This window comes from Campylobacter concisus (assembly GCF_003048605.1).
In the GTDB taxonomy this organism is placed as follows: Bacteria; Campylobacterota; Campylobacteria; order Campylobacterales; family Campylobacteraceae; genus Campylobacter_A; species Campylobacter_A concisus_BM.
Genome location: NZ_PIRX01000007.1, coordinates 86,327 through 111,405 on the forward strand (window position 1 = coordinate 86,327; position 25,079 = coordinate 111,405).

Annotated in this window: 25 protein-coding genes; 14 read left to right on the forward strand and 11 right to left on the reverse strand. The window is 40.1% G+C overall.

The window, feature by feature from the left end; translation table 11 throughout:
* Positions 1-3: 3 nt before the first annotated feature.
* A complete protein-coding gene (gene guaA, locus CVS86_RS07110; protein ID WP_103615060.1) occupies positions 4-1,536 on the forward strand; it encodes a glutamine-hydrolyzing GMP synthase in 1,533 nt (510 codons plus the stop codon).
* A gap of 413 nt (positions 1,537-1,949) precedes the next feature.
* On the opposite strand, the gene CVS86_RS07115 is transcribed toward guaA, so the two are convergent.
* The 6 genes from CVS86_RS07115 to mscL all read right to left on the reverse strand — a co-directional run bounded on the left by CVS86_RS07115 (position 1,950) and on the right by mscL (position 7,292).
* A complete protein-coding gene (locus CVS86_RS07115) occupies positions 1,950-2,750 on the reverse strand; it encodes a phosphatidylserine decarboxylase (RefSeq protein ID WP_107791429.1) in 801 nt (266 codons plus the stop codon).
* Between the two features lies 1 nt (position 2,751).
* Entirely contained in the window at positions 2,752-3,864 is a 1,113-nt protein-coding gene (locus CVS86_RS07120) for a metallophosphoesterase (RefSeq protein ID WP_107791430.1), read from the reverse strand.
* 219 nt (positions 3,865-4,083) lie between these two features.
* Positions 4,084-5,454, reverse strand: coding sequence for a multiheme c-type cytochrome (locus CVS86_RS07125; protein WP_107791431.1), 1,371 nt, complete (start codon positions 5,452-5,454; stop codon positions 4,084-4,086).
* 9 nt (positions 5,455-5,463) lie between these two features.
* A complete protein-coding gene (locus CVS86_RS07130; RefSeq protein WP_009294580.1) occupies positions 5,464-6,036 on the reverse strand; it encodes a cytochrome c3 family protein in 573 nt (190 codons plus the stop codon).
* Positions 6,037-6,156: 120 nt separating this feature from the next.
* A complete protein-coding gene (locus CVS86_RS07135) occupies positions 6,157-6,795 on the reverse strand; it encodes a Crp/Fnr family transcriptional regulator (RefSeq protein ID WP_107791432.1) in 639 nt (212 codons plus the stop codon).
* Between the two features lie 98 nt (positions 6,796-6,893).
* A complete protein-coding gene (mscL, locus tag CVS86_RS07140; protein WP_107791433.1) occupies positions 6,894-7,292 on the reverse strand; it encodes a large-conductance mechanosensitive channel protein MscL in 399 nt (132 codons plus the stop codon).
* A 147-nt stretch (positions 7,293-7,439) separates the two neighbouring features.
* On the opposite strand from mscL, the gene gltX reads away from it, so the two are divergent.
* The 3 genes from gltX to CVS86_RS07155 are packed head-to-tail and all read left to right on the forward strand — an operon-like array spanning position 7,440 to position 10,652.
* On the forward strand, positions 7,440-8,735 hold the full coding sequence (gene gltX / locus CVS86_RS07145) for a glutamate--tRNA ligase (protein ID WP_107791434.1): 1,296 nt from the start codon (positions 7,440-7,442) through the stop codon (positions 8,733-8,735).
* An 8-nt stretch (positions 8,736-8,743) separates the two neighbouring features.
* Positions 8,744-9,037, forward strand: coding sequence for a YggT family protein (locus CVS86_RS07150; protein WP_103629952.1), 294 nt, complete (start codon positions 8,744-8,746; stop codon positions 9,035-9,037).
* Positions 9,015-10,652 carry a lytic transglycosylase domain-containing protein gene (locus tag CVS86_RS07155; RefSeq protein ID WP_107791435.1) on the forward strand — a complete coding sequence of 546 codons (1,638 nt, stop codon included), beginning with the start codon at positions 9,015-9,017 and terminating at the stop codon, positions 10,650-10,652. Before CVS86_RS07150 ends, CVS86_RS07155 begins: the two co-directional genes overlap by 23 nt.
* Here the strand turns inward: CVS86_RS07155 and CVS86_RS07160 are convergent.
* Entirely contained in the window at positions 10,573-11,052 is a 480-nt protein-coding gene (locus CVS86_RS07160) for a hypothetical protein (RefSeq protein WP_103590827.1), read from the reverse strand. The two genes, CVS86_RS07155 and CVS86_RS07160, sit on opposite strands and share 80 nt — an antisense overlap.
* A 120-nt stretch (positions 11,053-11,172) precedes the next feature.
* Between CVS86_RS07160 and mobB the strand changes: the two genes are divergently transcribed.
* The 5 genes from mobB to CVS86_RS07185 are packed head-to-tail and all read left to right on the forward strand — an operon-like array spanning position 11,173 to position 15,661.
* Positions 11,173-11,652 (forward strand): molybdopterin-guanine dinucleotide biosynthesis protein B, encoded by a 480-nt coding sequence (gene mobB, locus CVS86_RS07165; RefSeq protein WP_021092954.1) that lies wholly within the window; start codon positions 11,173-11,175, stop codon positions 11,650-11,652.
* Positions 11,652-12,515, forward strand: a complete 864-nt coding sequence (locus CVS86_RS07170) for a class 1 fructose-bisphosphatase (protein ID WP_002940090.1) — start codon at positions 11,652-11,654, stop codon at positions 12,513-12,515. Before mobB ends, CVS86_RS07170 begins: the two co-directional genes overlap by 1 nt.
* Positions 12,515-12,733 carry a hypothetical protein gene (locus CVS86_RS07175; protein ID WP_002940116.1) on the forward strand — a complete coding sequence of 73 codons (219 nt, stop codon included), beginning with the start codon at positions 12,515-12,517 and terminating at the stop codon, positions 12,731-12,733. Before CVS86_RS07170 ends, CVS86_RS07175 begins: the two co-directional genes overlap by 1 nt.
* Before the next feature lie 15 nt (positions 12,734-12,748).
* Positions 12,749-14,683, forward strand: coding sequence for a methionine--tRNA ligase (gene metG, locus CVS86_RS07180; RefSeq protein ID WP_107791436.1), 1,935 nt, complete (start codon positions 12,749-12,751; stop codon positions 14,681-14,683).
* Positions 14,684-15,661, forward strand: coding sequence for a ferrochelatase (locus CVS86_RS07185; protein ID WP_107791437.1), 978 nt, complete (start codon positions 14,684-14,686; stop codon positions 15,659-15,661).
* Between the two features lie 33 nt (positions 15,662-15,694).
* Here the strand turns inward: CVS86_RS07185 and hcp are convergent, their stop codons facing one another.
* Entirely contained in the window at positions 15,695-17,023 is a 1,329-nt protein-coding gene (gene hcp / locus CVS86_RS07190; protein WP_002940097.1) for a hydroxylamine reductase, read from the reverse strand.
* A 221-nt stretch (positions 17,024-17,244) separates the two neighbouring features.
* Here hcp and CVS86_RS07195 point away from each other — a divergent pair, with 221 nt between their 5' ends.
* Positions 17,245-17,889, forward strand: a complete 645-nt coding sequence (locus CVS86_RS07195) for a flagellar biosynthesis protein (protein ID WP_107791438.1) — start codon at positions 17,245-17,247, stop codon at positions 17,887-17,889.
* A 56-nt stretch (positions 17,890-17,945) separates the two neighbouring features.
* Here CVS86_RS07195 and queC read toward each other — a convergent pair whose 3' ends face one another.
* Complete coding sequence (queC, locus tag CVS86_RS07200) at positions 17,946-18,644, reverse strand: 7-cyano-7-deazaguanine synthase QueC (protein WP_107791439.1); 699 nt, start codon at positions 18,642-18,644, stop codon at positions 17,946-17,948.
* Positions 18,645-18,668: 24 nt separating this feature from the next.
* Here queC and ybeY point away from each other — a divergent pair, with 24 nt between their 5' ends.
* Complete coding sequence (gene ybeY / locus CVS86_RS07205) at positions 18,669-19,106, forward strand: rRNA maturation RNase YbeY (protein ID WP_107791440.1); 438 nt, start codon at positions 18,669-18,671, stop codon at positions 19,104-19,106.
* Positions 19,107-19,129: 23 nt separating this feature from the next.
* Here ybeY and CVS86_RS07210 read toward each other — a convergent pair whose 3' ends face one another.
* Together CVS86_RS07210 and CVS86_RS07215 are read right to left on the reverse strand one after the other, a co-directional pair.
* On the reverse strand, positions 19,130-19,684 hold the full coding sequence (locus CVS86_RS07210; protein ID WP_107791441.1) for a DUF1523 family protein: 555 nt from the start codon (positions 19,682-19,684) through the stop codon (positions 19,130-19,132).
* Between the two features lie 71 nt (positions 19,685-19,755).
* On the reverse strand, positions 19,756-21,987 hold the full coding sequence (locus tag CVS86_RS07215) for a nitric-oxide reductase large subunit (RefSeq protein WP_107791442.1): 2,232 nt from the start codon (positions 21,985-21,987) through the stop codon (positions 19,756-19,758).
* Between the two features lie 219 nt (positions 21,988-22,206).
* Here CVS86_RS07215 and CVS86_RS07220 point away from each other — a divergent pair, with 219 nt between their 5' ends.
* Genes CVS86_RS07220 through CVS86_RS07230 form a run of 3 tightly spaced genes read left to right on the forward strand, consistent with a single transcriptional unit; the run spans position 22,207 to position 25,046 of the window.
* Positions 22,207-23,262, forward strand: coding sequence for an ABC transporter substrate-binding protein (locus tag CVS86_RS07220; protein WP_107791443.1), 1,056 nt, complete (start codon positions 22,207-22,209; stop codon positions 23,260-23,262).
* Between the two features lie 3 nt (positions 23,263-23,265).
* Complete coding sequence (locus CVS86_RS07225; protein ID WP_002940127.1) at positions 23,266-24,273, forward strand: FecCD family ABC transporter permease; 1,008 nt, start codon at positions 23,266-23,268, stop codon at positions 24,271-24,273.
* Positions 24,273-25,046 (forward strand): ABC transporter ATP-binding protein, encoded by a 774-nt coding sequence (locus CVS86_RS07230; protein WP_009294599.1) that lies wholly within the window; start codon positions 24,273-24,275, stop codon positions 25,044-25,046. The genes CVS86_RS07225 and CVS86_RS07230 overlap by 1 nt, the downstream gene beginning before the upstream one ends.
* Positions 25,047-25,079: the final 33 nt, after the last annotated feature.

A 25,079-nucleotide genomic window follows, 5' to 3' on the forward strand; every position in this document is an offset into this window, starting at 1 on the left:
TAAATGAACAATACGATTATAGTTTTGGACTTTGGTTCGCAGTATACTCAGCTAATAGCTAGAAGGCTAAGAGAAGAAGGAGTTTATACTGAAATTTTGCCATTTAACGCAAAACTAAGCGATATAAAGGCGAAAGATCCAAAAGGTATCATTTTAAGTGGTGGTCCAGCTAGTGTTTATGCCAAAGATGCCTACTTTTGCGATAACGGCGTCTTTGAGCTAAATATCCCTATACTTGGCGTTTGCTACGGCATGCAGCTACTTGCTCACACGCATGGTGCTGAGGTTTTAGCAGCTGATCACAAAGAGTACGGCAAGGCTGAACTTAGCGTCGTAAAAGAGCACGATCTTTTTAAAGATACACCTTCAAAACAAATCGTATGGATGAGCCATAGCGACTATGTAAAAGACCTACCAAAGGGCTTTGAGGCGATTGCGGTCAGCGAAAATTCGCCTTATTGCGCTTTTGGCGATGATAAACGTAAATTTTATGCGATCCAGTTTCACGCAGAGGTGCAACATAGCGAGTATGGCACGCAAATTTTAAAGAATTTTGCTAAATATATCTGTGGCTGCGAGAGCACATGGAATATGGGAAGCTTCGCTAAAAACAAGATAGAAGAGATCAGAAAAACAGTGGGCACTCACAAGGTGCTTTGCGCAGTTAGTGGCGGCGTGGATAGTTCTGTGACTGCGGCACTTTTAGCAGCTGCTGTGCCTGAAAATTTGATCCTTGTTTTTGTTGATAATGGACTTCTTAGAACAAACGAAAAAGAACAAGTTGAAGCTACATTTAGAACAAAGCTTGGCGTTGAGCTAGTTAGTATAGATGCGAGCGAGACCTTTTTAGGTCGCTTAGCTGGCGTCGTTGACCCTGAGAAAAAACGCAAGATCATAGGCGAGACATTTATAGAAATTTTTGAAAAAGAGGCTAAGAAGCATGGCGATGTGAAATTTCTAGCTCAAGGCACTCTTTATACTGATATCATCGAAAGCTCAGTCGTTGGCTCAAGCAAGACGATAAAGAGCCACCACAACGTTGGCGGCTTGCCTGATTGGATGACATTTGAGCTAATAGAGCCTTTAAGAGAGATTTTTAAAGACGAGGTTAGAAAGCTAGGACTTGAGCTTGGACTAAGCCGCGAGCTAGTTTTCCGCCATCCTTTCCCAGGACCTGGCCTTGCTATCCGCATCATGGGTGAGGTAAATAAACCAAGCCTAGAGCTACTTCGCAAAGCTGACGTGATCTTGCGCGATGAGCTAAAAAGTAGTGGTTGGTATAACAAAACTTGGCAGGCATTTTGCGTACTTTTAAATGTAAATTCTGTTGGCGTTATGGGTGATAATCGTACCTACGAAAACGCTGTTTGTGTGCGCGTGGTCGATGCGAGCGACGGCATGACTGCAAGCTTTTCAAGGCTTCCTTATGATCTGCTTGAAAACGTAAGCCGTCGCATCATAAACGAGGTAAATGGCATAAACCGCGTAGTTTACGATATCTCAAGCAAGCCACCTGCAACTATCGAGTGGGAGTAAGAACCTCTTAAATAAATAAAGCTGGTCGATAGATGATATCTTACGCCAGCTTTAATCCTAAAATCAAAATATAAAATTAACTCTTTTCAATAAATGCTTTCAATAAGATATTTAAACACAAAAAATAAGCACTTGAATTTATACCTTTTTTATTTTAAAGTAAAAACGTAGAATAAAGTTACACAACAAAATTTCAGTTAGATATAGGCAAAATAGTAAATTTACAGATGCCTAGACGGTCATAGAAAATTTATGAGCTAGAAACATTTTGCATCATCTTATAAATATCGCTTAAAAAATTATGCAAGTATCAAAAAATGTTTTTCTGAAATTGATGCGTTTTCATAAAAATACCAAGCACTTTTTATTTATTTAATAAGTTCAAACCAAATTCTCAAAAATTGGCTGTAAATTTATATTTCTCTGATCCTACCGATAGCTTCAGCAAATTTAAGCTCTTTGTTTTCAAAAAGGTTGTACTCGATCGCATCTTTTTCGCTAAGTATGACGATAGTTGAGCCAAGCTCGAAATTTCCAAGGCGCTCACCCTTTTTGATATGTAAATTTTCATACTCATAAATTTGCGTAAAATTTGCCATCGCATTTGTTTGAATGCGCTCATCAAAGCTAAATTTCATCTTGCCAACGTTTAGCGCACCAACGAAGACTAGCCAAAGTTTTTTGCCATTTTTCATCTCGCAAAGTAGCGCCACACGCTCATTTTTAGTATAAAGGCTATCGACCTTGCCAAGCCATTTTACCGCCACACTGTAAAGCTTGCCTGGGATATAGACCGCTTTTTTTATCGTAATATCGCAGGGTGCATGATAGTGATGATAGTCTTTTGGGCTAAGATAGATGTTGGCAAAGTCAAACTCGCCCTCAAGCTCGCCCTGCCCCAAAAGCTCCTTCACACCGTAGTTCATGCCTTTTATACTAAAAGCTTCTAGCTCTTTTGTAGTGCCAAAACTAAGGCAGGTACCATCAACAGGACTTATAAATATCTCATCTGCAGCGTCAAATTCTCTTGGCTTCAAGAGCTCCCTGGTGAAAAGTTCGTTTAAATTTTTATACTCACTTGCTGGCTTAAACTCGCTCATGTCGATCTTAAATAGCTTTACATAAAAGGAGTTGATAAGCTCTTGAAGCGGCTTGAAAAAGTTTAATTTAGCAACCTTGCCAAAAATTTGAGAAAAGAGATTGTCCTTGTTCATTTTATTCCTTGCTTAAATTTAAAATAGCGATCTCGCTGGGGGCAAATATCCTAACTGGAGGCCCCCAAAATCCTGCGCCGCTACTAACATAAGCTTGCATTTTATCATTAATCTTATAAAGCCCATGTAAAAAACCTTGATCTAGCAGGACTAAAATGCCAAAAGGAAAAATTTGTCCAGCATGCGTGTGACCACAAAGGACTAGATCGACATCTTTTTGCATAGTTTTTATAAATTTTGGCTGATGAGAAAGCAGGATAGTCGGCAGATCTGGGTCGCATCCTGCTAGCGCCTCGTCTAAATTTGGCTCTAAATTTTTAAATCTTATGCCAGCTAGATCATAGACCCCTGCTAAATTTATGCCAGCTATTTTTTCATTTTTATTGCCAAGCACCCTAATGCCTAGAGCGCGAATTTTTTCTAATATCCCATCAACTCCGTGGTAGTATTCGTGATTGCCAGGGACATAAAAGGTGCCATAGGTACTTTTAAGGTTTTTTAATGGATCTAAAAAATCGCCGATAAGCTCAGCTCTCATATCAACCAAGTCGCCAACTATCACCACTAGGTCTGGTCTAGCTAAATTTATCTCTTTTACAAGCTCAGCAACAAAGTCCTTTTGCAAAAACTCACCAATATGCACATCTGTTATCATGGCTATTTTTAGATCATTTTGTAAATTTTTTATTTTTATACTAATTTGTCTAATTTTTGGCGGAGTAAGTGCATTAAAAATTCCTTTTAAAAAGCAAGCAACTATAAAAACAACAAATGTCACATCAAAGCAAAATTTAATAAATTTTCGTCTTGTGGGATTAAAATGAGCTTTTGGACAAATAGATCTAACAACATCATAAAACAAACTAACACCAAATAAAAATAGTGAAAAACCAATGAGCGTCCCTGCTATCAGGTAGAGTTCTATATTTAAAAAAGAAAATCTTAGTTGAAGAACAAATACAAACTCAAGCACACTAATAATATAGAAAAATATACGAATTTTTTTAAGATGCGGTGTAAAAAATGATACCTTTTTGATAAAACGTTTGTATGAGTATAAATTTGTAAGAACACTAAAGATAAAAGCTCCAATAATGATCCGAAAAAGTCCCAAAATATCTCCTTGAAAACAAAGATTATATTTTATATTTTTAAATTTACATTATAGATTTTATTAATTATTTAGAACAATTTGTAGTGCTAAGCCGTATGATTTTATAATTTAAATTTACAAAAATAATTATTAAAAGATATTTGCCTTAGGATAATAACTAAAAGATAAAATTTGGAATTTAAAAATATAAAGGTGGGAAAACTCCCACCTTAAAAAGAATTACTGGACTTTGCCAGACTCAATTCTTTCTTTATAGATTTTGCGAAGTTTTCTAATGTCGTTCTTAACTTCGAATACACCATGCCAGTGTGAGTAGTCAGGACCACCCATTAGAGCGCCTTGTCTCATACGACGACCTTCATGGTGCCACATATGATAGTAGATATCTTGGAATTCATCTGACCAAGCATCTTCTAGTAGTAGGTTTTTAGCCTTCAACTCTTCAAGCATCTTAGTTGCTTCAGCGCTATAAACGTTATAAAGCTCTACTTGTTTATCACCCATAATGAAGAAGTTATCTGTGTGAGTTGTAGAGTGGCAAGCTTTACAAACTAGTTTCATCTCAGCACGTGCTTTTTCAGGATCGCCACTTGGGTGACCTGCTAGAGGTGTTCCTATGTTTAGTTTGCCAGTTTTTTCGTAAATAGCAGCAGCTTGTTCATCACCAGCTGTTCTTAGCTTACTGCTGATGCCCCATAGGTTCCATTTTAGTCTTCTTGAAACGTTGTGAGTTGTTGTTGTTTCACCAACACCACTCATGTGGCAAGCTGCACAAGTTGGAGCTCTAAAGTCTGGTACATCCCATGTATCAGGAGCAGCATCAAAGTTCCATTTGTGAGCTTCGCTATTATAGATATGTCCGTGCATTGAGTTGTTAAAGATCTCAATATCTGGGTGATCAGGTCCAAGGTGGCAAGATGCACAAGCAGCTGGTTTTCTAGCTTCAGCTACGCTAAATGTGTGCGCGCTGTGACATGATTTACAGTTACCTACGCCACCATCTGGATAAACATTGCCTATACCATAGTTTGGCCAAGTCTCTTTTGTAGGTTTGTGATCAGCGTCTAGTTTGATGACGGTTCCGTGGCACTGAGAACAACCAGTAGCATCTGGAGCCATTTTGTATTCTGGATGGTCCATACCCTCATAGTGATACATTAGTTTCACCATTGCAGGATTAGCATACATTTGCATAGCAGCTCTTGCGTGACCGCTCTTTACTAGTTCATCAACTTCGTTTTCGTGGCACTTAGCACAAGTTTTTGGGCTAACTAGCATTGAAACGTGGTTGTTAGAATCTTTTGGATGCACCTTAACTGAAGCCATAGGATTATCTGCATTTACAGAGTGGCAATCCATACAACTTACGCCAACGTGAGCGTGGCGACTATTTTTCCAATCGGCAACTATGCCGGGTGTCTCTTTAGCATGGCACTCAACACAGCTTTTTGATAAGTCTGACATTTTGTGAGCAACTTTAATGTTTTTTACAACATTAAGGTTTAAAGCGTCAGATTTATTTGCATCCATGTTTGCGGCAAAGCCAAAAGACATTAGACAGGCTAATAACATTAGCGACTTTTTAAACATCTCTCCTCCTTACTTGGTTTTATTGTTTTCTTGTTTTTTAATTGCTTCAAATTTATCGATTTGTAGTCCTAAATTCTTGTGACCAACATGCTCGTGGCAGTCAACACATGATTTCTTATTAGGATTTCCAAGAACGAAATAATCTCTATGTGGCAAGAATGATTTACCAGCTTGAATAACATTTTTTAAATTTGAGTGGCAAGTCAAACATCCACTATCATAGACAAAGTGAGATGCATGCTCGCGTTTTTTACGCCAGTCGATCTTATCCGTATCTGTAAAAAATGTCTTATAGCCATCATTTATCGATACTTTAAGTTTTGTAAGTACATAGGTATAGGCACTTGTATGGTTTAGGTGACAGGCTGAACATTCAGCTTTTATGCCAAGCTTGTTATTGCCGCCGTGTACATCTTCATGATATGCAGCATTCATAGGATCCATCGTGTGACAAATGGTACAGATGTAGCCGCTACCAGTCGCATGAAGTGCATCAGCTATGCCCATAGAAGCGATAAGGCCGATTACGATGCCTATTATCACAGATGACCAAACAAAAAATTTCTTCTTAACTTCAGCCAAAATTTCCTCCTGAATTTATCAATATATCGTAAATTTTTACGAAAATTTTAGACGAATACTATCCAAAAATATATAAATTTTTTCTTTAAGTAAATAAAAATATTTATTTGATATTAACTTTCAATAAGAATAAATTTCTTGTAGCCCACCTATATTTTTTTCTAGAATTTGGTTCTTCTCGTCAAGTTTGACCAAACCATTTGTTTTAAATTTATTTAAAATTCTCGAAAAAGTTTCTGGAGTCATATTGAGTATTGATGAAATTTTTGTATGCTTTAGTTCATTAAATAGATCTTCATGATCTAAAATAAACCTAGCAACCTTCTCTTCAGAGCTTAAGATGAGCTCTTGATGAAGTAAATTCGTTGTTATTCTTATCTTTTGAGCCATTGATTTTAGAAATTTCATGCAAATTTCTGGCTTTGTTAAAAATTGTGCTTCAAATTTTTCATAATTTATCTTTAAAACTTCACCAGAGATAGTAAAAATGGCGCTTGCTGGATAAGGGATATTTTCAAAATTTACGACTTCAGCTACAAAATTCATAGGTGCAAGCTGATGGATAAAAATTTCCTTGCCATTTGCTGTAGTTTTATAAAGCTTAACTGAGCCAGTTATCAAAAACGTAAGCCACTTTGGCTCCTCGCCCTCTATAAATAAAAACTCGCCTTTTTTGTATTTTTTAACAACACTGATTGCTTCAAGTTTAGCTAGATCCTCTGCGTCAAGGCCTTGGAAAAATGGGATTTGTTCTATCATATTTTACTCGCTTTTAAGATGAAAAAGCATTTTAGCATAAAAAATAGGACAAAATTTAACGGATTTCAAAGGGAGCTTTCTCCCTTTGATTAAAAAATTTATTTTTTAAGAAGATCTCTGATCTCAGTCAGAAGTGCTATATCAGCTGGAGTTTCAGGCTCTGATGGTGCCTCTTCGACTGGTTTTTTCTTAAGTGAATTTAGAGCTTTTATGACACAAAAGATACAAAATGCGATGATTAAGAAATCAACCATTGTTTGTATAAATGAGCCATAGTTTATCGTAACAGCAGGCGCACTATCGACTGCTTCTTTTAGTGTTAGCTTAAGATCAGTGAAATTTACACCGCCTGTTACAACACCAACAACTGGCATGATAATATCACCAACCAGTGATGAGACGATCTTTCCAAATGCCCCACCGATAACAACACCAACTGCCATATCTATGACATTTCCGCGCATTGCAAATTCTTTAAATTCGCTTATAAAACTCATTGCTTTCTCCTATAAATAGTTAAATTTTCGTGCGGATTTTATAAAAAATATGCTTTGCTTAGCCTAAAAATTTAAAATTACATAACTTTAAATTTATCAAGCTAGTGTTATAATCCAAACTTCAAATTTAACGTAAGGAATGAGCTTATGTATCGTTTTGCACCCTCTCCAACAGGAGATATGCACATAGGAAATTTACGTGCTGCTATTTTCAACTATATTTGTTCTTTGCAAGATAAAAGTGGCTTTATTTTACGCATAGAAGATACCGACAAAGAGCGAAATATCGAAGGAAAAGAGAAAGATATCTTAGAAATTTTAAGCAAATTTGGTATAAAACCAGAGCAAATTTACATCCAAAGTGAAAATTTAAAATTCCACAGGCAGCTTGCATCAAAGCTCCTCATCGACAAAAAGGCCTTTGCCTGCTTTTGCACCGAAGAAGAGCTAGAAGCTAAAAAGCAAAAGGCAAAAGAGCAAGGCGTGGCATATAGATATGACGGCACCTGCGAGAGACTAAGCGACGCTGAAGTTTTAAACTGCGAAAAGCCATTTGTTATCCGCATGAAAAAGCCTGCCGGCACGATGAGCTTTACAGACGCCATCAAAGGCGAGCTAAGCTTCGAGCCAGAGGCCGTTGATAGCTTTGTCATCATGAGAGCAGACAAAACTCCGACCTACAACTTCGCATGCGCGGTTGATGATATGCTTGAGGGCGTCACCTTTGTCATACGCGGCGAGGATCACGTGAGCAACACACCAAAGCAAGACCTCATACGCGAGGGACTTGGCTACACCGGCAAGATGAACTACGCGCATTTGCCTATCCTTTTAAATATAGAGGGCAAAAAAATGAGCAAACGCGAGAACGAATCAAGCGTAAAATGGCTCTTTGAGCAGGGATTTTTACCTGAGGCGATCGCAAACTATCTGATACTTCTTGGCAATAAAACCCCAACTGAAATTTTTACGATAGAAGATGCAGTAAAGTGGTTTGATATAACCAAAATTTCGCGCTCGCCCGCTAGATTTGACGTGAAAAAACTTGAGCAGATAAATAGAGAGCACATCAAACTTGCCTCAAAAGAGCGCATAAAAGAGATCTTTGGCGTGGATGAGAGCAAGGTTGAGCTAGTTAAATTTTACACTCAGGAAAGCTCTCTTGTGCCTGAGATAAAGGCAAAAGTAGAGGCTATATACTCACCAAAAATAGCTCCAGATGAGTATAAAAACGAATTTGAGATCATAAAAAAAACAGCTCGTAATTTAAAACCGTGCGAAACATTTGATGAGTTTAAAAAAGAGCTTATGAGCGCTACAAATTTAAAAGGTAAAAACTTTTTCATGCCGCTACGTGCGCTGCTTACAAACGACCTTCACGGCCCTGAGTTAAGCGAGCTCTATCCACTTATCAAAGATGATCTAGGCAAAATTTTAATCTAGGAGCAAAAATGATACTTTCGACACTATTTACAGCGATCGCAAACATCTTAAGCATCATCGTCAATGTCTATACGTGGATCATCATCGCAGCAGCGCTTGTTAGCTGGGTCAAGCCTGATCCTAGCTCGCCTATCGTGCAGCTACTTTACAGACTGACTGATCCTGTTTATAGCTTCATTAGACGCTATATAAAAACAGAATTTAACGGCATCGACTTTGCCCCACTCATCGTGCTTTTGGCACTTCAATTTTTAAGTCAATTTCTAATAAGGCTTTTATTTGTTTTTGCTGCGTCTCTTTAGTATCATCTCTCTGGCCTGCGTTGCTCTTTTGGCTAAAATTTACACCTACGAGGAGCTAAAAAACGAGCCAAAAAGCCTTGCAAAAGACTACTATATAAACCGCCTTATAAACGAGGGCAGCTACACAAAAGAGCAGATAGCTGAGCTTTCACGCGACGTTTTTAGAAAAAGTGGCTTAGTTCAAAAATCAATCAACAAAATTTTACCTCCAAAAGCAGCTCCTAGCAAATGCCCTGGCATAAGCGCAAGCAACATCACAAGTGCTAGTTTGGCTTGCCAAAATTTACTAACAACGATGAGCTTTTCTCTAAAACTTGATAGCAAAACTCGTGAAATTTTAGCGGCAAATCTTGCAAATACAAATCCAGAAAAAGCTAGAATTTTACGCACTTTAAACGAGCCAAACCCGGCTCTTAGCTTTGCAAATACAAACAATACAAAGAGCTTTTTAGAGCTTTTTAACGCTTCAAATCCGCAAAGTAAAAGTGCTCTTTTTAGCGTAAATTTTGAAGCAAATTTTATGAATAAGCTCTACATGCAAAAGGGCTTTACAAATTTACTAAATGACGTCGTATTTAATAAAAAATATGAAAGCTTTAGAAGAAATTTACTTAGCATAGACCCAGCTGTAACTGAAAAAAGCGATGCATTTACACTTGGGCTAAACGCCATCTTGCTAGGTCAAAATGACGTTGCATTTAGTTTTTTCACAAGAGCTAAAAGCACCTTTGATAGGGCTTGGCAAAGAGACAATGCCACATTTTGGCAGTATGAACTAAGCGGCGATGAGAGCTTTTTAAAAGAGCTAAGTGCTAGCAAAGATGCAAATATCTACTCACTTTACGCAAGAGATTTGGTCGGTGGCGAGCCACTTGAGGTGATCGTGCCAAGGCCTAGCAAGCAAAATATCGAAAATTTTGACGTGAGCGATCCATTTTTATGGAACAAAACCACGTCCCTTGCAAAGGATATGAACGCCACGCAGGCAAGCGAATTTGCGATGAGATTTTACACAAACGAAAGTATCGGCGCATACGCATACTTCATGCAAAAGGCGCATGGCTGGGAGAAGCAGTACTTTTTGATGCCAAGCTCGCCTGAGCTTGAGGGCATCAGCACTGAGCGAAAGTCGATGATCTACGCACTAGCAAGGCAAGAGAGCCTCTTTATCCCAAGCGTCGTTTCTACCTCTTACGCCCTTGGCATGATGCAGTTTATGCCATTTCTTGCAAATGCGATCGGCAAAAAAGAGCTAAAAATTCCAAATTTTGACCAAGACGATCTTTTTAAAACTGATGTTGCATTTAAATTTGCAAATCACCACCTAAACTACCTTGATAAATTTCTTTACCATCCGCTCTTTACGGCCTACGCGTATAACGGTGGTATCGGTTTTACCAAAAAGGTCATCACAAGAGATGATATGTTTAAAGAGGGGAAATTTGAGCCATTTTTATCTATCGAGCTAGTCCCAGTGGCTGAGACTAGAAACTACGGCAAGAAGGTGCTTGCAAACTATGTGATCTATATGGCGCTTAATGGTTCCAGTATAAAGATTTCGCAACTTTTCGAAAATTTAACAAAACCGGCTTTGACTGATAAATTTCGAAACTAAGTGCGAGATCGTCGCTTTGCTTGCTTGGTGCGGTCACTTCATAATAGACCGCCCAAGGCATAGAAAATCCAGCAAATTTAAGCATCTCGTCACTTTCATCAAGCAGCCTTGCGCTTGTGGCATTTGAGTCACCATTTACCTTTATATTGCTCAAATTTTGCGCATGCTCTTTTGGGTTTATGGCTACTAAAAAGTGTTCTTTGCTCTCGTCTAAATTTGAGTTATATATAGGATTTAAATAGGTTGCAATTATAAGCGTTCTATCGGTGCCATCGATGATCTCGCTCTTGCTTGTGTAGGCTAAAAGCTCATTTTTTAGTGGCTCATGCACGATCACTTTTTGATCAGCACAACCAAATATCATCAAAACAAATATAAAAAATAGTGTAAATTTTCTCATAAAAACTCTTAAAACATTAAATTTTCTCGCATTTTAGCATTTTATTTTTTAAATTTCACTCATAAATTTTAAAGCCAATATGAGCTATAATCGCAAGAAATTTTAACGAAAAAGGCTCTTATGAAAAGACTTGCCATTGCTTTTTCTGGCCCTTCAAATAGCGGAAAAACGACGCTTATCTTAAAAGTCGCAAAAAAATTTATAGATGATGGGCTAAAGGTCGTTGTAGTCAAGCACGACCCAGGCGACAAGGCCAAATTTGACGTTGAAGGCAAAGATAGCTTTAAATTTTCTCAGGCAGGAGCTGACGTAGTCGTGATGAGTCCGACTAGAACGACTTACTTTTCGCAAAGCTCGCAAGGCATAGACGAGGTCATAAGGATGATCGGCGAGTTTGACATGCTCTTAGTCGAGGGGCTAAAGACACTGCCACTGCCAAGACTAAGCGTCTTTAGAGGCGAGATCGATGAAGCATATCTTAGCTTTTCAGATGCGATCGCCACTTATAAAAAGCAAATCCCCTACGAGATCACAAATCTAAATTTAGACGATATAGACGCCATTTGTGCGTGGATAATCAAAAATGCAAAGGCTGTATAATGCAAGAACTAAACCAAATTTTTAACACAATAAAAGATATCGCAAAAGAGATAAGCGAGGTCATAAAATACGCCGATCTTGGCTACACAACTCACGAAAACGCAACTGGCGACACCCAGCTAAAGCTTGATGTCAAAAGCGACGAGATCATCACGGCTAAATTTAAGCAGCTTTCATGCGTAAAAGCGCTAATTAGCGAAGAGAAAGAGGACGAGCTTGAGATAAATAAAAACGCTAAATTTATCATCGCTTACGATCCACTAGATGGCTCAAGCTTAGTTGATGTAAATTTCGCCGTTGGCTCGATCTTTGGCATCTACGAAGACGAGGTAAAACCAGAGAATTTAATAGCCGCAGCTTACAGCATCTATGGTCCAAGACTTGAGCTAGTAATTGCTGAGAAAAAGGGCGCTTTGCCTAAATTTTATAGGCTTGGCAAAGATGGTGAGTTTAAATTTGTAAAAGAGCTTGAGCTAAAAGAAAAAGGCAAGCTAAACGCCACAGGAGCTACGCAAAAAGGCTGGAGCCAAACGCATAGAAACTTCATAAACGAGCTATTTAACGAGGGCTACAGGCTAAGATACTCAGGTGCGATGGTGAGCGACTTGCATCAAATTTTACTAAAAGGCGGCGGTCTTTTTAGCTACCCAGCAACGAGCGATCATCCAAATGGCAAGCTAAGGGTTGTCTTTGAGGTGCTCCCTTTTGCCTTCATATATGAAAATGCAAAGGGCGCAACCTCAAACGGCAAAAACCAAACACTCTTTGATATAAAAATAGAAAAAATTCACCAAACTACGCCATGCTTCTTTGGCTCACGTGATGAAATTTCTCTTTTGCATAAATTTTACGAGCAAAAATAATGCAAGAAGCACAAGCAAACGAACCACTTGACGCATTTGAGCTAGCCCTAAAGCAAAAGGCTAAAATCATGCAAGAGTGCCAAGAGCAAAAAGGTCGCAAAAGCTGTTTTAACTGCGAGGCATTTTTTGACTGCGAGACGAGGATAGAGTATGTAAATAGCTGCTACAACTCGATGTCAAAAGGCAACACCGGCAGTGACGGCGGATTTGATTTTTAAATTTAAAGGAAAAATATGAAAGAAAAAGCTTATATAACCACTCCGATTTATTACGTAAATGACGTGCCACACATCGGCCACGCCTACACGACTATCATCGCTGATACGCTGGCTAGATTTAACCGCTTGCAAGGCAAAGAGACCTACTTTATGACTGGTACAGATGAGCATGGTCAAAAGATCGAGCAAGCAGCTCGCGCTAGAGGCAAAACGCCAAAAGAGTACGCAGATGAGATCAGTGCGAAATTTAGATCGCTTTGGGATGAATTTGAGATAAGCTACGACCATTTTATAAGGACAACCGACGAAGAGCACAAGCAAACCGTGCAAAATGTCTTTGAAAAGATGCAAGCAAACGGCGATATCTACAAAGGCGAATACGAGGGCTTTTACTGCGTTAGCTGCGAGACATTTTTTAACCAAAGAGACCTACTTGAGGACAACCGCTGTCCAGACTGCGGCCGCGTGACATCTTTGGTTAAAGAAGAGAGCTACTTTTTCAAACTTTCAAAATATGAAGACGCGCTTTTAAAATGGTATGAAAACGACGAGCTTTGCGTCATCCCAAAGGGCAAGAAAAACGAGGTCGTAAGCTTTGTAAAAGGCGGACTAAAAGACCTCTCTGTGACAAGAACAAGCTTTGACTGGGGTATAAAGCTACCAAAGAGCGCAAACGACGACAAGCACGTTATGTACGTCTGGCTTGATGCGCTCATAAACTACTTAACAACACTAGGATACTCAAGAGATAATGCTAGAATGGACTTTTGGCCGCATACCACACACATCGTTGGCAAGGATATTTTGCGTTTTCACGCAGTTTATTGGCCGGCATTTTTGATGAGCCTTGGCTTGCCACTACCAAAACACGTCGCAGCGCACGGCTGGTGGACGATAGATGGCGAAAAGATGAGCAAAAGCAAGGGCAACGTCATAAACCCAAGAGAGGTCGCAAACGCTTATGGACTTGAAAATTTCAGATACTTTTTGCTTAGAGAGGTGCCATTTGGTCAAGATGGTGACTACAGCCAAAAAGCCTTGATCGAGCGCATAAACTCAGAGCTTGGCAATGGACTTGGCAACTTGCTAAGCCGTATAGTAGGAATGAGCGCAAAGTATAGCGACTACAAGATCGACTCAAAAGACGTGATCAAATTTCACAAAGCCGAGCTTGATGAGGCGGAGGGCTATCTTGATGAGGCTATTAAAAATTTAGAAAATTTAGCGACGAACCGCTACTTAGAGGATCTTTGGAAGGTCGTAACACTTGCAAACGCAGCCGTTGCGAAGTATGAGCCATGGTCGCTTGTAAAAGCTGGCAAAAGTGACGAGGCAAATGCACTTGTGGCACTTTGTGCAAATTTACTTGCAAAAGTGGCGATACTACTTAGCCCAGCTATGCCAAAAACTTGCGCTAAGATAGCTGATACGCTTGGCTTTAGCATAGATACGGTTTCTTACGAAAGTCTTGTATTAAAAAATGAAATTTCAAATTTTGTGGCAAAAGCTACTGAGCCACTTTTCCCAAGGATAGAAAAAGAGCTAATGGGCGAGGCAAGCAAGCCAAAAGAAGAAGCAAAAGTAGAGGCAAAAGCTGAGCCAAAAGAGGAGAAAAAAGAAGAAGGTATCATTAGCATCGATGACTTTGCCAAGATCGTGATAAAAGTTGGCGAAGTGCTCGAGTGTGAGAGGGTTGAGGGCAGTGAGAAGCTGCTTAAATTTAAGATAGATCTTGGCGAGGAGCAGCCACGTCAAATTTTATCAGGCATCGCCAAATACTACGAGCCTAGCTCGCTTGTGGGCAAGCAAGTTTGCGTTTTAGCAAATTTAAAAGAGCGAACAATGATGAAAAAATATGTCTCACAAGGCATGATCCTAAGCGCATCAGACGGCTCGCTAACGCTTCTTGGCACGCAGGCCAAGGTCAAAAACGGCGCGATCGTTGGCTAAATGACGATAGAAAATTTAACCCACATAATAAATGGGCAAATTTTAAACAACCCAAGCATATCAAGCGTGACTAGCTTCGCGTTTGAGGCTAAAAACATAAAACGAGGCTACGCTCTCATCGCCACGCAAAGCGATCAGATCGCACCTGCGATAAAGCAAGGTGCCTACGCTATCATTAGCGAAGAAGAGATCACGCCAAGCGACGACGAGATAGCCTTTATCAAGGTAGCAAGCCTGCAAACGGCTATCATCAAGCTCATGCGCTTTGAGGCGATCCACAAAAATATCAAATTTTGCGCGGTCAATCCCTTTATAAAAGCGCTTTTAGAGAAGTCACACCTCGAAAAAAACGCCCACGTCATACCTGAAAATTTGACCGAGCTTTTTTACAAAATTTTTCATGCAAATTTATTTGACACATTTTTTAGCGACGATACAAGGATACTTCAAAGGCTCTCGCTACTTTACGAGACAGCATGGACTGACACAAACATAAGCGTGCTAAATCCAAGCTCGATCTTTTTTACGACGCTAATTTACGATGACAAATACTATCAAAATTTATCCATCCCTAGAGTTTTTGCTGGGATGTTTTGCGGACTTCTTGGCTATCTTAAGAAAAACAATATCGGCTTTAAAGTGACAGAGAGCAGGATTTCATCGCACTTTGACCCAGTCTTTATCGACAAAGACTTTAAGCCAGTTAGTTTTGGTAGCAGTTTTAGGGCGGTGATAGCTGAAGAAGACGAGGAGCTATTTTTGACTGAAAGCATATTTCTAAGGCGAAATTTCAGCGAGAGCGAACTTAAATTTTGTCTGCCAAAAGATAGCACACTAAAGGTTGAAAACGCCATTTTTTATGAAAATTTAGACGAGATAAAGAAGCTACAAAATTTCGTCTACGCCCTTGTGCTTTGCAAAAAAGAAGATCTGCTTGATAGCTTAAGTCAAAGCAAAGAGCAAGGCGGACTCTTTTAAATTTAGAGCCAGAGCCTAAGCCCTGGCAGTTTTTTACTCACCTAAGAAGTATTTTAGATCAGCTTGCGCGTCGCCGCTAATTGGTCTAACGTTAAATTTATCTACTAAGAAATTTATGATCTCTTCATTGAAAAATTTAGGCAAGCTTGGTCCTACGTTGATATTTTTGATACCAAGGCTAAATAGCGCTAGCAAGATGATGACCGCTTTTTGCTCCATCCACATTAGCACGATAGAAACTGGCAAGTCATTTACTGCGATGCCTGTTGCCTCGCTTAGTGCAAGAGCTATTTTAACTGCGCCGTTGCTGTCGTTGCACTGGCCAAGGTCGATGTAGCGTGGTAGCTCGGTGCCTGGGACGTTGCCAAAGTCGATATCGTTAAATCTAAATTTACCACAGCTTGAAGTAAGTATCACGCAGTCTTTTGGAAGGCTAGCAGCTAGCTCTCTATAATACTCACGTCCCTTGCCAGGCGCGTCACAGCCAGCGATCACGAAAAATCTGCGGATCTTACCAGTCTTAATCGCGTCTAAAATTTGAGGGGCTAAAGTTAGGATAGTCTTGTAGTGGCCGCCAGTCACTAGGCTCTCGTCGCTATCAAAGCCGCTAACGTCGCCGCAAGCTAAAGCGCACTCGATAAGTGGTGTGAAGTCGTCGTTTTCGATGTGTTTTACGCCGTTTGTACCTGCGATCGAGTAGCCAAATAGTCTGTCAGCGTATGTGCAGTTTGAGCGTAGTGGCACGATGCAGTTTGTTGTCATTAGTATCGCACCTTTAAATTCGTTAAATAGCTTAGTTTGGTCAAACCACGCCTTGCCGACGTTGCCTTTTAGGTGGCTGTACTTGCGTAGTTCTGGGTATCCGTGAGCTGGGAGCATCTCTGAGTGAGTGTAGATGTTGATGCCTTTATCTTTTGTCGCTTCAAGTAGTGCTTTTAGAGCGTGCAAATTGTGTCCGCTTACTAAGATCGCCTTGCCCTCGACCTTGTTTTGGCTCACTCTAACTGGTGTTGGGATGCCAAATTTGGCCGTGTGAGCCTCGCTTAGTAGGTTCATCACCTCAACGCCAGCACCACCTACTTCAAGAAGCTGCTTGATGTGCTCATCGAAGTTGAAATTTGAGTTTGTAAGCGTAAAATAAAGCGTATCAGCCATAACGCGATCAACGTTGCTAGTATCAGCGCCAAGCTCGTGTGCGTGGTGGCGGTATGCGCTAAGGCCTTTTAAGCCAAAAACCATCGTATCTTGCAAAAGTGCTAGCGTGTCACTCTTGCCACAGGTGCCCATAGGCTGGCCCTTTGCACCGCATCCATCCTCAGCACTCATCTCGCACTGATGGCAAAACATCTTCATATCTTTCATCGTCTCTCCTTGTAAATTTAAAAATTTAAGCGGATTTTATCCTAGGTGGCTAACCATTTTGGTTGATAGCAGTCAAGAAAAGTTAAATTTAAATTTTAGTTATTAAATTTAAGGTTTTATGATTATGGATATCAAAATATAAAATTTGAAATTTGGTACAAAGAGTTAATAAAATTTATAAAAAAACGATTTACATTTGAAATTTATTTAAAAGGATGAAAATGAAAAATTTATTACTCGCGATATTTGCCGCCTTTATGCTTTGTGGCTGCGCTCCAAAGGGGATATTTGTCACCTTACCTGATGAGCAAGTACCTTCAAACATTAGTAAAAAGACCAAAATTTACATCGAAAGTGTCAAGGATGTGAGGGCTTTTGAAAACGACCCAAAACAAGCAAGCATCCCATCTTTATACAAGCACAATGTAAATGAAGTTAGCGCAAAAGAGAAGCAAAAATACATCGGCAGGACGAGAAATGGCTATGGCAAAGGGCTGTGGAACGTTATCTTAGAAAACAACCAAAACGTGAGCTCAGTGTTAAGGTCGCGCATAGAGGAGGCCTTTAAGGAAAACGGCTATCAAGTCGTAAAAGACAAAAGCCTAATCGATGAAAACACGCTCACCGCAAGCGCAAGGATAGTCAAATTTTGGTCGTACATATCGCTTGGTTTTAGCAAGGTTGGGCTAAATATGGATATAGACACACTTTTAAGCGTCAAAGACAAAGAGATAAAGACCGATCTTAAGCGCTCTGAGTTTTATTTTCTAGTGACAAATGATGACTTTTCAAACATCATAAAAACGTCTTTAAAAGAGTACAAAGAGAAGCTTGCAAAACAGATAAGCGAGCTAAATTTAGAGTAAATTTTAGGCTAGCTACTAAATTTATAGTAGCTAGCTTTTAAATTTCAAGGCAAATTTCACTTTTTATAAGGGATTTTATCAACGGCGTTTGCTTTTTTAAAGCCATTTAGCCTTAGCCTGCAACTATCACAAAGCCCGCACGCCTCATCCTCGCTCTCGTAGCAGCTCCATGTTAGCTCTATTGGTGAGCCAAGCTCAAGCGACTTTGAGACGATATCAGCCTTGCTTAAATTTACAAGCGGTGTGACGATCTCGCAAGAAAAATCAGCCGACGTGCCTAAATTTATCGCCTCATTTATGCTTTTTATAAAGCTCTCTTTGCAGTCAGGATACCCAGAGCTATCCTCCTCGACCACGCCTATGTAGATCGCCTGCGCTCCTTCTTTTTCGGCAAGTGCGGCGGCGATTGAGATAAATACGCCATTTCTAAACGGCACGTAGGTGTTTGGCACGTCCTTACTAACGCCATCTTTTCTTATCTGCATGCTCTTATCAGTTAGCGAATTTCCGCCTATTTGAGCAATGAAGTTAACATCTAAATTTATCTTTTTAACCACGCCCAGTCGCTCACAGATCTCATCAAACGCGCGCTTTTCTCGCTTCATTGTTCTTTGGTTATAGTCAAAATGAAGTGCGACCACATCATATCCAGCCCTCTTTGCCATCACAGCGCAAAGCGTGCTATCCATACCGCCGCTCATTATACAAACTGCTTTTTTCATATTTTGCCCTTTAAATTTGCTAAAATTATACAAAAATTTACTAAGGACAAGCCAAAAATGATACTTTGCGAAGAGAGTTATCCAGAAATTTTAGATCAAATTTGCTCATATCTAACGCCTGGTGAAGTTGAGCTGCTTTTTATCAACAAAGATGAGATGAGAGAACTAAATAGATCTGAGCGTGGCATAGACAAAACCACTGACGTCTTAAGCTTCCCCCTTGAGCTTGTCATACACGCCCCACTTGGCTCAATCGTCATAAACAAAGATATGGTAAAAGAAAAAGCAGCCGAGCTAAATCACAGCGAAGAGGCCGAAACTGCACTACTTTTTACACATGGCTTGCTGCATATCTTGGGATATGATCACGAAAAAGATGATGGGCAGATGAGAGAGAAAGAGTGCGAAGTGATAGCTAAATTTAACATGCCAAAGAGCCTAATCGTAAGAAGTGAAGATGTTAGGCTCATTGATCTAATAAACAAAAAGGGCTGATCTAGCCCCCCCTTTTTTTTGCATTAAAGAGTCTCTTTTTTCATCTCTAAATTTTCAACTTTTGGCGCAAAAGCCTTATTTATCTTTCTTATCCAGATGATGAGCGAGATAAATAAAATAAAGTAAAGCACGTAGCTAGCGATAGGCCAGCTGGTGTTTGTGCCGCTATCTTTTATCGAGATCGCGTTTCTAAACTCGTTTAGCATAGAAATTCTATATCCATAGTATTTGATAGTGACGTTTTTATCGCTATTTGTAAAGCCTTGAGCCTTAGCTTGGATGTCGGCTGAGTTAAATTTAAAATAAAATGGAAAGCCCCACGCCGTATCTTCGTTTCTATAAGCCATAACTTTTTCAGCGTTTTTCGCATCTTTTGTGTAGATGAAGTAGACATCTCTTACAGGCCCATCGGCTGGGTTTTTGGCGTCTATTATGCCATCTTTATCCATGCGTTTTACGTCGCCACCAGTTATCTGCACGCTTGCGTAGTGCGGAAATGAAAAATCAACCAAAAACGCCAAAAATAGGTGCAAAAGCACAACAAATGTAACGCAAATTCTCTTTAAAAATGTCATCATTTCTATCCTTTAAATTTGCACTATTTTATGAAAAGATAGCTTAAATAAAGGGGCAAAGCGCCCCCATAAATTTAAGCCTTTTTATTAAGCATAAATTTTAAAAGCTGAGCAAAGAAGCAGATGCCGCCGATTATCAAAACCGTATCGCCAAGCATCCTTAGCCATCTTAAATTTTGTAAGTGTGACTGCTGTAAAAGCTCAGCACTTCTTGCATACCACATGCCCTGCTCCAAGCTTGCAAATGCTTGATAAATTCCTATTGGAAGTAGTGAAAGCACGATCATTAGCATAAGTCCTGCATTTAGTCCCCAAAAGCCAACTTTCATCAGATTTTCATCAAATTCTTGCCCTTTAAATAGATAAGTAGCCACAAGCCAAACAAAGCCAAGTGCCAAAAATCCATAAACACCAAATAGTGCCGCGTGTCCGTGAACTGGTGTTGTATTTAGTCCCTGAATGTAAAATAGTGAAATTGGAGGATTTATCAAAAATCCAAAGACACCAGCGCCTAGCATATTCCAAAAGGCAACTGCGATAAAGCAGTAAAGTGGCCACTTAAGCGTTTTAGCCCAGCTTTGAGCAAACTGGAGTTTGTAGTGCTCATACGCCTCAGCTCCAAGCAAGACCAAAGGCACGACCTCAAGCGCTGAAAAGCTTGCACCAATAGCCATTATAGGCGTTGTAGTGCCTGCAAAGTAGAGGTGATGGAAGGTGCCTGGGATCCCGCCTATCATAAAGAGTGACGCACTTGCAAGCGTTGAAAATGTCGCAAATCTTTTTGAGACAAGACCCAAAGAAACAAAGACAAAGGCAAGTGAGGCTGTCGCAAACACCTCAAAAAAGCCCTCGACCCAAAGGTGTACAACCCACCAGCGCCAGTACTCCATCACTGGAAGCGGACTTCTTTGACCATAAAATAGCCCTGCTCCGTAAAACAAGCCAACCGCAACCGCTGACATAGCAAAGATAGTTAGTAAATTTTTATCGCCTTTGTTTTTAAACCCGCCTGCAAATCCACGAAGAAGCAGAAGCATCCAGATGACAAGACCGACAAACAAAATGATCTGCCAAACTCGTCCAAGATCGATATATTCATATCCTTGATGTCCAAGCCAGAAGCTTAAATTTATAGGCATGATGTTTGCGATAGCTAAATATTCACCCACAAAACTGCCAACTACAAGGAAAAGTAGCGCGTAAAAGAGCAGATCAACGCCAAGCTTTTGAAACTTTGGATCCTTGCCGCCATTTATGATAGGGGCTAAAAATAGTCCAGCTGCTAAAAATCCAGTCGCTATCCAGAAGATACTAGCTTGTATATGCCACGTTCTAGCAAGTGAATAAGGAATGTAGGCTGATAAATTTATGCCATAAAATTCTTGTCCTTCGACTGTGTAGTGAGCCGTAAAGCCGCCTATTAAAATTTGAAACGCAAATAGCGCTAGCGTGACAAAGAGATACTTTTTAAGCGCCTTTTGTGATGGTGTTAAATTTAGCTTTTTAAGTGGATCTTCACTGATAGGCTCAAGCTTTTCATTGTCTTTTTTGCCATAAAATGAGCTAAACCAAACAAGCAAGCCAACGCCAGCTAGAAGTATCACGACGCTTGCAATCGACCAAAAGACATTCTCACTTGTTGGCACGTTATCGATTAGTGGTTCGTGCGGCCAGTTGTTTGTATAGGTTGCCTCGCTACCAGGTCTGTTTGTCGCTGTCGCCCAGGCTGACCAGAAGAAGAAGTTGTTAAGATCAGCTCTGTCGCTAGCATTTGGAAGCGTATTTTCTTTCATCGCATAAGCTTCTCTTAAAGGCTTAAATTTAGGGTCATTACCAAAAAGCGCAGCATACTCGCTAGCTACTTGACTTATTGCCTTTAGCCTATCAGCGCTTAGCACAAATTTATCGTCCTTTACGCTATTTTCTCTATACTCTTTTTTGAGCAAAACCTTTAAATTTGCTTTTTGCTCGTCATTTAGATCAGCGTATTTTAGATGATAAATTTCATCAGCTTTGATCTCTAAAAAGGCAACTAGCTCTTTGTGAAGCCAGTCCGCACTCCAATCAGGCGCTTGATATGCCCCATGCCCCCAAACAGAGCCAACCTGCATACCGCCTATGCTTTGCCAAGCCTCTTGACCTTTATAGATACTCTCTTTGTCGATCACGACCTTGCCATTTTCGTCAGTGAAATTTACAACTGGAGGCGAATTTCTATAAACCTCAACGCCATAGTAGCCTAAAATACTAAAGCAAACTACCAGCACAGCAACAAATGCGAGCCAGTATCTTTTGTATTCACGCATTGATTCTCCTTTTTTAAAATTTAGGAGAAAGTTTATCTTATTTCAAAATAGTGACTAATGACATATATCAATAAAAGGAGAATATTTATCCTATTAGTTTTATAGAAATTTACAATAATATGCAAATTTTTCACAATGTATATGCAAATTTTACATAATATTAATGTAAATAGCAGTAATATATCGACAAAACTATTTCACACGAAAAAAGGAAAAAATATGCAAATGAATTTCATGCACAAAGTGGCTAAAATAGGCCTTGTTGCTTCGCTTTTTACAGCTCTTAGCCTAAGCGCAGCTGACTCTGCTAGAAGCATCACAGATATGAAAGGTGTCAAAGTAAGCGTCCCAGAAAAAGTTGAGAAGATCGCTGCACTATGGAATGCAAACAACGAGATCATCCTAGCACTTGGCGGTATGGATAAGGTTGTAGCCACAACTGATCTGATCAAAAACAACAAGTGGTTTGAGCACATCTATCCAAGACTTAAAAATTTACCAGCTGCACTAAACGGTAAAGACCTTCAGATCGAAGAGCTTGTTAAACTTGCACCTGACGTTATCATAGTGTATAACAAAAATTTTCAAGATGAACTTATCAAAAATGGCTTTAGCGCGGTAAATTTGATCTTTAGAGACTATCCAGATATGGAGAAAAGCATCTACGCAACAGCTGAAGTCATAGGCACTGATGATGCTAGAAAAAAAGCTGAAAAACTTGCTAATAAAATCCACGATAACTCTGAGTTTGTAACAGCAAGAACAAAAAGCATCCCTGACGCTAAACGTCCAAAAGTACTTCACCTTCTTGGTGGCGCAAATTTGCTAAAAATTGATGGTACAAACACCATCCAAAACACTTGGATCAAGCTAGGTGGCGGTGTAAATGCTATCAATACTGAGGGTTCAATGATCGAAGTTAGCGCTGAAGAGATCATCAATGCAAACCCTGATATCATCATCGTTGGCGGCAATGACACAGACGCACAGATCAAAAAGATAAAAGAGCACCCTGCATTCTCTGGCTCAAACGCTGTTAAAAACGGCAAAGTTTATGGTAACCCAAAAGGTGTATTTAGCTGGGATAGATATGGTGCTGAAAACGTACTTCAAATTTTATGGGCAGCAAAAACTATCCAACCAGATCTATTTAAAGATGTCGATATGAAAGTAAAAACAAAAGAGTTTTATAAAGAGTTTTTAGGTCACGAGCTTACCGACACAGAGTATGGCTATATCTTAAAAGGCCTAAATCCAGATGGTAGCAGTAAGTAAGATATGAAAAACGCAAATTTTTCAATAGTTGTTATCTTTTTAGCTCTACTAACGCTTGTTTGCGCCTTTGTAGCCCTTGGCGTTGGTAGATTTTACATACCTTTTAACGACGTCTTTAGCGTGCTAGCTCACGGTTTTGGCTATGGCGAAGGGGCAGCTAGTAACATCACAAATGTGATAGAAAATTTACGCATACCGCGCATTATAGCCGCTATCTTAGTCGGTGCTGCTCTTAGCGTGAGCGGTGCAGCCTATCAAGGCGTCTTTAAAAACCAGCTTGTAAGCCCTGACCTTCTAGGCGTATCAGCAGGCGCTTGCGTGGGTGCTGCAACTGCCATTATCTTTGATCTATCGCTATTTTGGATACAAATTTTTGCATTTGGCTTTGGCCTAGCAGCCGTTGCTATCACTCTAGCCATACCTAAGATGATGGGGCGCGCGAGCACGCTTATGCTGGTTCTTTCTGGTATCATTGTAAGTGGCCTCATGGGCTCAATAATCGGCTTTTTAAAATATGTCGCAGACCCTGAGACAAAGCTACCTGACATTGTTTATTGGCAGCTTGGTAGCCTTGCAAAGCTTGATAGCGATAACTTAATATACGTAGCTCCAGTGATGATCATCTGCGCCATTTTACTTATCGCCATGAGCTGGCGTATAAATTTGCTCTCTCTTGGCGACGAGAGTGCAGCAAGACTAGGCGTAAATGTGGCTTTTGAGCGCGCTGTCATCATCATCTGCGCTACGCTTCTTACAGCCTGCAGCGTCTGCATAAGTGGCATAGTCGCATGGGTGGGACTTCTTATGCCTCACTTAGCGCGCATGCTAGTTGGCGCAAATAACATAAAAAGTATGCCTGCAAGTATATTTATGGGTGCGATATTTTTGCTATTTGTTGATACTCTAGCACGCAGCATAAGCGTGAGCGAAGTGCCTCTTGGCGTACTTACTGGCTTTATCGGCACGGTATTTTTCGTCTGGGTTTTATGGCGAAATAAAAAGGTTGCGTGATGCTTGAAGTTAGAAATTTAAACTTTAGCTACCCAAATGGGGCTGGCAAACTAGAAAATGTAAATTTAAAGATAGGTGCTGGGGAAATTTTAACCATACTTGGTCGAAACGGAGCTGGCAAATCAACAACTTTAGGGTTAATAAGCGGCTCGCTAAAGCCAGTTTCAGGAGAGATTTTCCTTGATGGTAAAAACGTAGATAGCCTAAGCAACAAAGAGCGCGCTAAGATCATGGCATACGTCGCTCAAAGCGAGGTTACTGAGTACGACTACACAGGGCTTGAGTTTATCACGATGGGACGTGCGGCGCACCTTGGCATCTTTGCAAGACCTAGCAAAGAGGATGAGGAGATCGCTAGAATTTATACCAAAAAGCTTGAGATCGAGTACTTAGAGGATCGCTTTATCACGCAGATGAGTGGCGGTCAAAAGCAGATGTGTATGATCGCTCGTGCGATGGCTGCGCAGCCAAAGATGATCATATTTGACGAGCCAACGAGCGCGCTTGATTTTGGCAACCAGTATAAATTCCTACGCACCGTCAAATGGCTAAAAGAGCTTGGCTACTCGGTCGTGCTAACCACTCACAATCCCGACTTTGCCGTGCTTCTTGGCGGATATGTCGCTCTTGTAAAGGGTGATGGCGAGGTTGGATTTGGCACGGTTGATGAGATAATTAGAAGCGAGAATTTAAGCCAGCTTTACGGACTAAATTTAAACGTAAGCTACATCGACGAAGTAAAAAGAAACTGCTGCCTCACTTATCCACTCTAAATTTATCTGCTCTTAAATTTTTAAGGGCAGATA

Coding starts and splice junctions, on each gene's coding strand:
- CVS86_RS07135 (WP_107791432.1), bottom strand. CDS start 6,795: ATGATAGAACAAATCCCATTTTTCCAAGGCCTTGACGCAGAGGATCTA.
- ybeY (WP_107791440.1), top strand. CDS start 18,669: ATGATACTTTGCGAAGAGAGTTATCCAGAAATTTTAGATCAAATTTGC.
- metG (WP_107791436.1), top strand. CDS start 12,749: ATGAAAGAAAAAGCTTATATAACCACTCCGATTTATTACGTAAATGAC.
- mscL (WP_107791433.1), bottom strand. CDS start 7,292: ATGAGTTTTATAAGCGAATTTAAAGAATTTGCAATGCGCGGAAATGTC.
- CVS86_RS07210 (WP_107791441.1), bottom strand. CDS start 19,684: ATGATGACATTTTTAAAGAGAATTTGCGTTACATTTGTTGTGCTTTTG.
- mobB (WP_021092954.1), top strand. CDS start 11,173: ATGAAAAGACTTGCCATTGCTTTTTCTGGCCCTTCAAATAGCGGAAAA.
- guaA (WP_103615060.1), top strand. CDS start 4: ATGAACAATACGATTATAGTTTTGGACTTTGGTTCGCAGTATACTCAG.
- CVS86_RS07225 (WP_002940127.1), top strand. CDS start 23,266: ATGAAAAACGCAAATTTTTCAATAGTTGTTATCTTTTTAGCTCTACTA.
- CVS86_RS07230 (WP_009294599.1), top strand. CDS start 24,273: ATGCTTGAAGTTAGAAATTTAAACTTTAGCTACCCAAATGGGGCTGGC.
- CVS86_RS07125 (WP_107791431.1), bottom strand. CDS start 5,454: ATGTTTAAAAAGTCGCTAATGTTATTAGCCTGTCTAATGTCTTTTGGC.
- CVS86_RS07185 (WP_107791437.1), top strand. CDS start 14,684: ATGACGATAGAAAATTTAACCCACATAATAAATGGGCAAATTTTAAAC.
- CVS86_RS07215 (WP_107791442.1), bottom strand. CDS start 21,987: ATGCGTGAATACAAAAGATACTGGCTCGCATTTGTTGCTGTGCTGGTA.
- CVS86_RS07175 (WP_002940116.1), top strand. CDS start 12,515: ATGCAAGAAGCACAAGCAAACGAACCACTTGACGCATTTGAGCTAGCC.
- CVS86_RS07195 (WP_107791438.1), top strand. CDS start 17,245: ATGAAAAATTTATTACTCGCGATATTTGCCGCCTTTATGCTTTGTGGC.
- CVS86_RS07115 (WP_107791429.1), bottom strand. CDS start 2,750: ATGAACAAGGACAATCTCTTTTCTCAAATTTTTGGCAAGGTTGCTAAA.
- CVS86_RS07150 (WP_103629952.1), top strand. CDS start 8,744: ATGATACTTTCGACACTATTTACAGCGATCGCAAACATCTTAAGCATC.
- CVS86_RS07160 (WP_103590827.1), bottom strand. CDS start 11,052: ATGAGAAAATTTACACTATTTTTTATATTTGTTTTGATGATATTTGGT.
- CVS86_RS07170 (WP_002940090.1), top strand. CDS start 11,652: ATGCAAGAACTAAACCAAATTTTTAACACAATAAAAGATATCGCAAAA.
- CVS86_RS07220 (WP_107791443.1), top strand. CDS start 22,207: ATGCAAATGAATTTCATGCACAAAGTGGCTAAAATAGGCCTTGTTGCT.
- hcp (WP_002940097.1), bottom strand. CDS start 17,023: ATGAAAGATATGAAGATGTTTTGCCATCAGTGCGAGATGAGTGCTGAG.
- gltX (WP_107791434.1), top strand. CDS start 7,440: ATGTATCGTTTTGCACCCTCTCCAACAGGAGATATGCACATAGGAAAT.